Annotated in this window: 7 protein-coding genes and 1 rRNA gene; all 8 read right to left on the bottom strand. The window is 45.0% G+C overall.

Going from position 1 to position 10733, the window contains the following annotated elements; genetic code table 11:
• Positions 1–171: ribosomal RNA gene (locus tag AB1K83_RS09425) — 16S ribosomal RNA — on the bottom strand; the annotation flags it as partial.
• A 389-nt stretch (positions 172–560) separates the two neighbouring features.
• Complete coding sequence (locus tag AB1K83_RS09420; RefSeq protein WP_413057931.1) at positions 561–1658, bottom strand: HD-GYP domain-containing protein; 1098 nt, start codon at positions 1656–1658, stop codon at positions 561–563.
• 238 nt (positions 1659–1896) lie between these two features.
• Complete coding sequence (gene gyrA, locus AB1K83_RS09415; RefSeq protein ID WP_413057930.1) at positions 1897–4395, bottom strand: DNA gyrase subunit A; 2499 nt, start codon at positions 4393–4395, stop codon at positions 1897–1899.
• Positions 4396–4484: 89 nt separating this feature from the next.
• Positions 4485–6407 (bottom strand): DNA topoisomerase (ATP-hydrolyzing) subunit B, encoded by a 1923-nt coding sequence (gene gyrB / locus AB1K83_RS09410; RefSeq protein WP_413057938.1) that lies wholly within the window; start codon positions 6405–6407, stop codon positions 4485–4487.
• Positions 6408–6483: 76 nt separating this feature from the next.
• Positions 6484–7602 carry a DNA replication/repair protein RecF gene (recF, locus tag AB1K83_RS09405; RefSeq protein ID WP_413057929.1) on the bottom strand — a complete coding sequence of 373 codons (1119 nt, stop codon included), beginning with the start codon at positions 7600–7602 and terminating at the stop codon, positions 6484–6486.
• Positions 7592–7831, bottom strand: a complete 240-nt coding sequence (yaaA, locus tag AB1K83_RS09400; RefSeq protein WP_413057928.1) for a S4 domain-containing protein YaaA — start codon at positions 7829–7831, stop codon at positions 7592–7594. The genes recF and yaaA overlap by 11 nt, the downstream gene beginning before the upstream one ends.
• 99 nt (positions 7832–7930) lie before the next feature.
• The gene (gene dnaN / locus AB1K83_RS09395; RefSeq protein ID WP_413057927.1) at positions 7931–9067 is read right to left on the bottom strand and encodes a DNA polymerase III subunit beta; all 1137 of its coding nucleotides are present in this window, start codon (positions 9065–9067) and stop codon (positions 7931–7933) included.
• Positions 9068–9234: 167 nt separating this feature from the next.
• Positions 9235–10587, bottom strand: coding sequence for a chromosomal replication initiator protein DnaA (dnaA, locus tag AB1K83_RS09390; protein ID WP_413057926.1), 1353 nt, complete (start codon positions 10585–10587; stop codon positions 9235–9237).
• Between the last annotated feature and the right edge of the window lie 146 nt (positions 10588–10733).

Here is a 10733-nt window from a genome sequence, read left to right as displayed (position 1 = left end):
TATTAGCCCCGGTTTCCCGGAGTTATCCCCATCTGCAGGGCAGGTTGCCCACGTGTTACTCACCCGTCCGCCGCTAAACTTAAGGAGCAAGCTCCTCAAGTTTCGCTCGACTTGCATGTATTAGGCACGCCGCCAGCGTTCGTCCTGAGCCAGGATCAAACTCTCCATAAAAGAGAAATTCGAATAGCTCGAGTTTCTTGCTGGCATCATTTAAGATGTCAATTTCGAATCCGAAGATTCGTTTTGTTCCTTTCACCGACGGGGTCGGCTCCAGAACTTTATTTGTTGACGTTTTGCTGTTCAGTTTTCAAGGTTCATTTTGTTGCCGTTGTGTTTCGCAGCAACTCTTATATCATACCAAGCCGCGTTCTTAATGTCAACAACTTTTTTAATTTCTTTTTTCGTCGTTTTCATTATTTGTGAAGCGCAACGTTTACTACTATACTCCGATGTCTTTTAAATTGCAACCCCTAAATTCAAAAAAGTGACTTTCTCGAAAACAAAATAAAAACAACTCCCAAACTATCTTAATTTGGCTGGGAGCTGTTTTTGATTTTATCTTATTCCAATACTCTTTCTATAGCAAGGTGACGATTGGTTGTTAGGTCGATAATCGATTCATCATCATTTTTCCTTACCATCGGCCGTAATCGGGCATCGCGATGCACAAAGATGACTTCTCCCACATCGCCGTTCGTCAATTTGACTTTCGTCCCAATGGTAATGTTGGCAACCAGGTCATGCAATGCTTGGACGACTTTAATGTCGAACTTGCCGAATTCCTCTTCCTTGATCATTTCAATAACTTTAAATGGCGACTCATGTTTCCGATAGATCCGTTCCGATGTCATCGCATGGAACACATCCGCCACAGCAAGAATCTGAGAGAAAGTGGAGATATCATTCATTTTTATACCTTTTGGATAGCCGCTGCCGTCCAGCCGCTCATGATGTTGAAAAATGGCCATTTTCATTTCCGGACGTAGAAATTGAGTTTCTTGAACCATTTGATAGCTATAGATAGTATGTTTTTTTACTTCGTTAAACTCGTCCTTCGTCAAAAAAGCAGCTTTCTCCGTTATCGACCGGTCGATTTTAGCCATGCCGCAATCCGCCAGGACCCCGGCAAGCCCTAATTGCAGAACTTGACCTTTCGGAAAATCCAATTGCTTCCCGATCATTGCCGCTAATATGCCGACCGCGATAGAATGATGATACAGGTAATCCTTTGAATTGGAGAACTCGTTGAGGACGGTCAGCATTTTTTTCTGCTCCATGAATGTTTCCACAAGTGGAAGGACGAGTGTCCGAACTTTTGCGATGTCCGGTTTTAATCCGGCGCGCCAGCTTAGAAACTCTTTCCGGAAACTTTGTACGATTGAATCATATTGTTCCTGCAAATTCAATTTTTCCATCGGAATGATAGTCAGGACATCATCTGGGCTCAAGGTTTCAGCAGACACTGTCTCTTCTTTATTGATTTGCACTCGTTCTTCTACTTTGACTTTTCGTATGCCAAAAGCTCGTAGGATTTCAAAATGCTCTAATACGAGCATCGTCCCTTTGCGGACAATCGGGTCTTTGGTATTTACAAATACATCCTCACTTAGAATGAAGCCTGGACGCAGGTCACTTACATCTGTATATGTTTCTGCCATTGCCTTCCCCGCTTTCAAACATTTTCTGTCCCTTAATCATACTGCAGATTTTGGAAATTGACGATAGGAAATAATCCATGACATCCTTTGGAGGCTTAACTTGATTAACTCATCCCGCCAATTCCGGAAACTCCCTCTCTATGCCTGCTCCTTACTTTTCGTACAAATAGTTGAGCTGCATCTAGTAAAAAAAAATTGTTGAAACGCCTGTTAGGACGTCTCAACAACTGTACGGAAATCAGTCTTCGCTATTCATTTCATTTTCATCTTCCAGCTCGTCCTGTTCTTCTTCGGAATCATCTTCCAAAACTTCCTTCTCGACTTTGGCGACAGTGGCGACCAGTTCATCTTCGCCTAGACGTATCAGACGTACGCCTTGTGTACTGCGGCCGATAATCGAAATATCGTCAATATCCATGCGGATGAGAATGCCATGGATTGTAATCAACATCAAGTCTTCCGAGCCATCTACAGTCTTCATCGCAACAAGCAAACCGTTTCGCTCAGTGACATTCAATGTTTTCAAACCGTAGCCACCACGGGTTTGGATCCGGTACTCGTCTTCCGGCGTTCGTTTTCCGAATCCTTTCTCAGTGACCACCAGAATTTCATCCCCCTCATGGACCGTATCCATGCCGACTACATGATCACCTTCACGCAACCGGATTCCAATGACCCCGCCTGCTAGGCGACCCATCGAACGGACATCTGCCTCGTTGAATTTGATCAGCATCCCCGCTCTAGTTCCGATCGCGATATTATCGTTACTGTCGGTCATTTTCACGGCAATTAATTCGTCCTCACCACGCAAAGTAAGGGCGATGAGTCCGTTGGAACGGATATTGGCGAATTCGGAAACCGGCGTACGTTTTACAATTCCATTACGAGTCGCAAAGAATAGGTATTTATCAGCCTCAAATTCTGGCACTGCAATCATGGCTGTCACTTTCTCATCTTTATCGACGCCTAGCAGGTTGATAATCGGCAAGCCTTTGGCGGTCCGGCTGAATTCCGGTACTTGGTAGCCCTTCGTTCTAAAGACACGACCCCGGCTTGTAAAGAACAAAATCGTGTCATGTGTCGAGGTATTCAAGAGATGTTCCACAAAGTCGTCATCGTTCGTGCCCATCCCTTGGATACCGCGGCCCCCACGCCGTTGACTGCGATACGTGCTGGCAGGCAACCGTTTAATATATCCGTTATGGGTAAGTGTCAACACGGAATTTTCAACAGGGATCAAATCCTCGTCTTCCAGCATTTCCGCTCCGCCCGATGTGATTTCGGTCCGTCGTTCATCCGCAAAACGCTCTTTCACTTCAAGCAATTCTTCGCGTATGATCTGGACCAACTTCTCCTCGTCCGCTAAAATCGCGCGGAGTTCTGCTATCAGCAGCTGGAGTTCCTGATATTCATCTTCAATTTTGTCCCGTTCCAGTCCTGTCAACCGCTGAAGTCGCATGTCCAGGATGGCTTGGGCCTGCCGTTCGGACAAATGAAACCGTTCCATCAATCCAGTTTTTGCCTCATCCGTCGTTTTAGATGCACGGATCAATGCAATGATTTCATCGATATGGTCAAGCGCAATTCGAAGACCTTCTAGAATGTGTGCTCGATCTTCCGCTTTCCTTAAATCGTACTGCGTCCGTCTCCGGATCACGACTTTTTGGTGTTCTAAGTAATGGTATAAGATTTCTTTAAGCGACAGCACTTTGGGCTGTCCGTCCACGAGGGCTAGCATATTAATACCAAAACTCGATTGAAGAGCGGTTTGTTTATATAAATTGTTCAGTAGCACATTCGCATTGGCATCCCTACGGACTTCGATAACGATACGCATGCCCGTCCGATCAGATTCATCCGCTAAATGCGTGATACCGTCAATCTTCTTTTCACGGACATGCTCCGCAATTTTTTCGATCAAACGGGCTTTATTCACCTGATAGGGCAGTTCGGTGACAATAATCGTCTCCTTGCCGTTCGCCTGTTGCTCAATCTCCACTTTTCCACGAATAATGAGAGAACCCCTGCCTGTTTCATAGGCTCTCCGGATACCGCTTCGTCCCATGATGATCCCGCCTGTCGGGAAATCAGGGCCAGGCATAATTTCCATAAGCTCCTCCGTCGAAATAGCGGAGTTTTCGGCCAACGCCAGAACCGCGTCAATCGTTTCTCCCAAATGATGCGGAGGAATGTTGGTTGCCATTCCGACTGCGATCCCGGACGTTCCGTTTACCAACAAATTCGGAAAACGGCTTGGCAAGACGATCGGTTCTTTTTCCTGACCATCGTAGTTATCTTGATAATCAATCGTGTCTTTATTGATATCACGCAATAGCTCCATTGCAATACGAGACATACGGGACTCCGTATAACGCATTGCCGCTGCCGCATCTCCATCCACGGAACCGAAGTTGCCATGCCCGTCGACTAGCATATAGCGATAATTGAAATCTTGCGCCATCCGTACCATTGTGTCGTAAACGGCGCTGTCGCCATGAGGATGGTATTTCCCGATGACATCACCGACAATACGTGCGGATTTCTTATGTGGTTTGTCTGCAGTGTTCCCTAAGTCCTGCATTGCATAGAGAATACGACGATGCACGGGCTTCAACCCATCCCTGACATCAGGAAGCGCCCGGGAAACGATGACACTCATTGCGTAATCGAGGAATGAGGTTTTCATTTCTGTACTTATGTTGATGCCTTGGACACCACGTTTCGGCATATCTGCCATGTTGTCATGCTCCTTTCAGAAGTCGGTCCAAACGGAAAAAGCAGGCCGCATAGTATGACGGCCTTCCTTCTCTCTTGTTGAACAAGTTATTACGCATCTAGATTTTTCACATATAGCGCATTATCTTCGATAAATCTGCGTCGAGGTTCGACTTCATCACCCATCAGTTGTTCAAATGTGGCATCTGCATCCAAAGCGTCCTCCAGATGGACTTGCAGCAATGTACGTTGCTCCGGGTCCATCGTCGTATCCCACAATTGAACTGCATCCATTTCCCCAAGACCTTTATAGCGGGTGATGACCGGTTTAGGAGAAGCCGGCAACCGATTGACGATTTCTTGCAGCTCTTCTTCATTATAGCAATACTCTTCATGTTTTCCGGCTTTCACACGGTATAGAGGCGGTTGGGCGATGTAGACATATCCTGCTTCAATCAGCGGCCGCATGAAGCGGAAGAAAAACGTCAATAGCAGCGTACGAATATGCGCACCGTCCACATCCGCGTCCGTCATGATGATGATTTTATGGTAACGCGCCTTTTCCAACGCAAACTCTTCGCCGATGCCTGTTCCAAGTGCGGTGATCATCATACGGATTTCAGCATTGCCCAAAATACGATCCAGCCGGGCTTTTTCAACGTTCAATATTTTACCGCGCAGAGGGAGGATCGCTTGGAAATGACGATCCCGTCCACTTTTCGCGGAACCTCCTGCCGAATCTCCCTCAACGATATACAATTCACTGATTGCCGGATCCCGGGAAGAACAATCCGCCAGTTTTCCAGGCAAGCTGGATACTTCAAGCGCAGACTTCCTTCTCGTGAACTCGCGTGCATTTTTCGCTGCAATCCGCGCCCGGGCCGCCATCAAGCTTTTATCGATGATTTTACGTGCAACAGTCGGGTTTTCTAAAAGAAATCGTTGAAATCCTTCCGAGAATAAGGAATTGGTGATGGTGCTTACTTCGGAGTTTCCAAGCTTCGTTTTTGTCTGTCCTTCAAATTGCGGATCCGGGTGTTTGATGGAAATAATGGCAGTCAATCCTTCCCGGACATCATCACCTGACAAATTGGGATCGGCTTCTTTCAACATGCCATTTCGACGCGCATAGTCATTAATGACCCGGGTCAGAGCTGTTTTAAAGCCGGATTCATGCGTTCCACCTTCATACGTATTAATGTTATTGGCGAATGAAAACAGATTTTCCGCATAACCACCGTTGTACTGCATGGCGATTTCAACTGAAATCCCGTCTTTTTCGCCTTCAATGAAAATCGGTTCTTCATGGATAGGCTCTTTGTTTTTATTTAAATGCTCGACATATGATTTGATGCCGCCCTCGTAGTGGAATACATCCGATCGGATTTCCACGCCGCGTTCATCCGTAATCGTAATACGGAGACCACGATTTAAATAGGCGAGTTCTCGTAGACGATTGGCTAATATGTCGTATTCATATACTGTCGTTTCTGTAAAAATCTCGGGATCTGCTTTAAATCGGATACGGGTGCCTGTTTCTTCCGTCTCATCAATGACGGTCAGTTCCTTCTTTAAGGCGCCTCGCTCAAATTCGATGAAATGGACTTTGCCATCCCGACGGACATATACTTCTGTCGTTTCGGACAGCGCATTGACAACAGATGCTCCAACGCCATGAAGACCACCAGAAACCTTGTAGCCGCCACCGCCGAATTTACCGCCGGCATGAAGTACGGTCATGATAACTTCGACTGCCGGTCTTCCCGTCGCTTCTTGAATGCCGACCGGAATCCCCCGTCCGTTGTCATCGACACGGATCCAGTCATCCTTCTCGATTGTCACTTCAATATGATCACAATAGCCGGCAAGCGCTTCATCAATACTGTTATCGACGATTTCCCATACGAGATGATGAAGCCCTCTGGAACTGGTTGTTCCAATATACATGCCCGGACGTTTGCGGACAGCTTCCAATCCTTCCAAGACTTGGATCTGATTCGCATCATAGGCCACCTGCATGTCTTTTTCTTCCATTGCCAAACTGTTCACCTTTCCTTCCCCGAACATTTACCTGGTCATTTCTGGACATAAATCTATTAATAAACGATTGTTACGTTTTTCTGGTCGCCTTGCCTGCCGATACTTCAAAAATTTCAGCTTGCCGAATGGTGTCATGGTCAATCCCTGCTATATTCGTGGTTGTAACGAATGTTTGGACTTGCCCTTGAATAGTATTCAATAAATGGGATTGCCGATAATCGTCCAATTCGGATAACACATCGTCGAGTAAGAGGACTGGCGCTTCTCCGACCTCCTGTTTCACTAGCTCGATTTCCGCAAGTTTAAGGGACAGCGCTGTCGTCCGCTGCTGTCCCTGTGAGCCATACGTCTGGATGTCGTAGCCGTTGACGAAGAAATGAAGATCGTCCCGATGCGGTCCGACTAGTGTCATGCCGCGTTCCAGCTCACGTTTCCTCACTTCATGCAAACGTTTCGTAAGAACTTCTTCCATCTGCTCCACAGTCTGCCCTGATTCAAGCTCTTTTAATGTCCCATAAGACACTTCGAGAGATTCCATCCCACGAGAGATTCCTTGATGAATCGGATCGGCCCATTTTTGCAAGAGATCCATGAAATAGAAACGTTTACGAATGATTTGAACGGCCACTTGAATATACTGCTCTGTATAAATATCAAACATGACATCGGTAAAGTCTAGCTTACCCCGATTGTCTTTCAGAATTGCATTCCGTTGCTTTAAGACTTTTTGAAATGTCAGAAGGTCGTGCAAGTAGACCGGAGAAATTTGACCAATTTCCATATCCAAGAATCTCCTTCTAACTTGCGGACTTCCTTTTACAAGATTCAAGTCTTCCGGCGCAAACATGACAACATTCAATTGACCGATATATAGGCTGAGGCGATTCTGTTCCAGATGGTTCACACGCGCCTTCTTCCCTTTTTTTGAAATGGCCAACTCCAACGGTATCTTGCCATATTTCCGTTGGATGTCCCCTTTTATTTTACCATGTTCTTGATCCCAACGTATCAATTCACGATCATTTGATGTGCGATGGGACTTCGCCATCGACAAAACATAGATTGACTCCATGATATTTGTCTTGCCTTGCGCGTTTTCACCGATCAACACATTAATTTGAGGAGAAAATGATAAATCGAGAGAAGCGTAGTTCCGGTAGTTAGTCAGTTCCAGTCGTTCAATGTACATCCGTTTGTCCAGCGGGGAATCCGTCTATTTTATATTTGCCTACGCCTGGCACATTGATGATGTCGCCATGGCGAAGTTTTTTTCCGCGTCGGCGCTCTTCCTCGCCGTTCACGTAGACAATATTTTCTTCCAGGAACCATTTTGCCATGCCACCTGAACTGATTGCATTGGTCATTTTCAGCAATTGGCCAAGCGTGACAAATTCAGCATCGATTTTCAATAATTCCATCGATTATCAACCCTTCGCAATTAATGTATATCTTTATTTTACAGGAGTTTTCATGGTAAGTAAAAAGGATAGTCATTTTTAGTGACTATCCTTCCTAAGTTAGTAGGTCCTGACAGGTAAGATCAGTTGAAGTATCGAATCGTCATCAACTGACTTCAAGATGAAGGGACGCATCGCTCCTGTGAAGTGGAGAAAGACATCCTGTCCGTCAATGGCCTTCAACGCGTCCATCATATATTTGGCACTAAATGAAATTTTCAAGTCTTCGCCAGAGACATCCAACGCTTCAATCAACTCTTCGACTTTTCCCACTTCCGGAGAGTTGGAGGAGATTTCAATCGCTTTTCCTTCATCTGCTACGAAACGGACGATATTATTCCGTTCTTCACGTGCCAACAAGGACGCTCGATCGATCGCTTGCAAAAGTAGCTTTCCATTCACTTTCACTGAAGTCTGATACTCGGATGGGATCAAGCGGGAAGTATCCGGATAATTTCCTTCCAACAGCCGTGAATAAAATAATACATTTCGCGTTTTAAACAACACTTGGTGATCCGCAATGACGATATCCACAAGTTCCGCATTATCAGGCAAGATTTTGCTTAACTCTTGGAGACTCTTCCCTGGAATGACGACACTGAATGGCACGTCGGACAGTCCTTCCGGAGAAGTGATCCTACGAGCTAATCGGTGACTATCTGTTGCTACACATTCCAGATTTCCCTCTTTCGATAACCAGTGAACTCCTGTCAATATGGGTCTAGTTTCATGTTGGGAAACAGCAAATACGGTTTCCCGAATGATGGATTTCATCAAATCTGCCGGAAATGTAAAACGATATTCATCCCGCATTTCAGGCAAAATCGGGTAATCTTCCGCGTCAGAGCCAATCAAATGGAACTCCGATTTGCCAGAACGAATATGTACTTGAAGCCCGTTGACGACTTCAATCGTGACATCATTGGTTGGCAATTTACGGACGATCTCGCTAAACATTTTGGCTTGCAACACAATTAATCCTTTTTCAACAACCTTGATAATCTGCTCCCCATTTTCCTCTGCTGGAATGAAAGTGCAAATGGTAATATCGGAATCACTTCCAGTCATCGTAATGCCTTTTTCATCCACTTCGATTTTTATCCCCGTCAAAATCGGATTAGCAACTTTTGAACTGATTGCTTTCATTACATCTCCGATTCCATCTAGCAATCGATTTCGCACGATTTCAAATTTCATGTTCTACCTCGCTTATATAATTATTAATTAAAGAAATAATAGTAGTAATAGTAGTAGGCCTTGTGGACATGTGGATAAGTGGGTTTATGAAAGAGATTGAAAGGTTTTCCACATGTGCATAAACTGTTTACAAAGCAGTATCAGTTATTCTAAGTTATACACAGGCTTCAGCCACGTCCAAGTGCATTTTTAATTTCTTGCACATCTTGTTGAAGCGCTTCGTCATCTTTCAACATTTTGGAGATCTTTTCATGTGCATGAATGACAGTTGAGTGGTCACGGCCTCCGAATTCAGAGCCAATCTTAGGTAATGACGCGTCTGTCAGTTCTCTCGATAAAAACATCGCAATTTGTCGAGGGAAGGCGATCGAACGGGTCCTCTTCTTAGCAGAGAAGTCTTCCAGCCGTATATTGAAGTGTTCCCCAACAGATTTCTGAATATCCAAGATCGTCACAGTACGCGGTCTGGAATTCGGAATGATATCTTTCAACGCTTCAGCAGCCAGGTCAATATTAATATCTGTGTTCACAAGCGACGAATACGCTACGACACGGATAAGGGCGCCTTCGAGCTCCCGGATATTTGAATCGATCTGGTTGGCAATGTATAACATCACTTCATTCGGGATATCAATAAGTCCATCTGCCTTCGCTTTTTTTCGTAAGATGGCAATTCGGGTCTCGAGATCCGGCGGGGCGATATCTGTAATCAAACCCCATTCAAAACGTGATCGAAGCCGGTCTTCCAGCGTAGGAATCTCTTTGGGCGGCCGGTCGCTGGAGATGACGATTTGTTTGGATTCTTCGTGCAGTGTATTAAATGTATGGAAGAATTCTTCTTGTGTTTGTTCTTTTCCAGCCAGGAATTGAATATCGTCTATCAAAAGGACATCCACATTCCTGTATTGATTGCGGAATTCGACAGCTTTATTGTCCCGTATGGAATTGATGAATTCATTCGTAAACTTCTCAGATGATAGATAGACCACTTTGGCCGCTGGATTCTGTTCCAAAACATAATGGCCGATTGCATGCATCAAATGGGTCTTACCAAGACCGACTCCTCCATAGATGAAGAGAGGATTGTAGGCTTTGGCGGGTGCCTCGGCGACAGCGAGTGATGCGGCATGGGCAAAACGGTTTCCAGAACCGATAACGAACGTGTCAAAAGTATACTTCATATTCAACATAGCAGGGGATGACATTGACGGCCCTTTTTCTACCGGCGGTTTCACGGATGGTTTGGGCAACGCAAATTCATTCGACTCCATGTCTTCAGGTACATAAAATTGGATAATCCGGTCTTCCCCGGTCAACTCAGAAAGGATTCCTGTAATCAGGTGCACATAATTGTTCTCAAGCCAATCTTGCGCAAAAGCATTTGGGGCCGCAATTGTGACAATCTCATCGCCATATGACATCAATTTCGTCGATTTTAACCATGTTTCAAAGCTAGGTCTCGAAATTTTCTTCTCGACTCTTGCCAAAACCTCGTTCCATAGTTCCTCAAAATGTTCCAAGCCTGCGCCTCCTTTTGCAAGTAATAAAAAAAGCCGAAGATATGTATTATACACAATTTCTTCGTTTGTGGATAACAATTATCAAAACATGTTGAAAAAATTATCCACAACCTATCAACAATTGTGGATAACTGAAACATGTATAA

It is taken from the genome of Sporosarcina sp. 179-K 3D1 HS (assembly GCF_047228905.1).
GTDB lineage: Bacteria > Bacillota > Bacilli > Bacillales_A > Planococcaceae > Sporosarcina.
This window is presented reverse-complemented; position numbering and strand designations above follow the sequence as displayed.

Coding starts and splice junctions, on each gene's coding strand:
- recF (WP_413057929.1), bottom strand. CDS start 7,602: ATGTACATTGAACGACTGGAACTGACTAACTACCGGAACTACGCTTCT.
- AB1K83_RS09420 (WP_413057931.1), bottom strand. CDS start 1,658: ATGGCAGAAACATATACAGATGTAAGTGACCTGCGTCCAGGCTTCATT.
- dnaN (WP_413057927.1), bottom strand. CDS start 9,067: ATGAAATTTGAAATCGTGCGAAATCGATTGCTAGATGGAATCGGAGAT.
- yaaA (WP_413057928.1), bottom strand. CDS start 7,831: ATGGAATTATTGAAAATCGATGCTGAATTTGTCACGCTTGGCCAATTG.
- gyrB (WP_413057938.1), bottom strand. CDS start 6,407: ATGGAAGAAAAAGACATGCAGGTGGCCTATGATGCGAATCAGATCCAA.
- gyrA (WP_413057930.1), bottom strand. CDS start 4,395: ATGGCAGATATGCCGAAACGTGGTGTCCAAGGCATCAACATAAGTACA.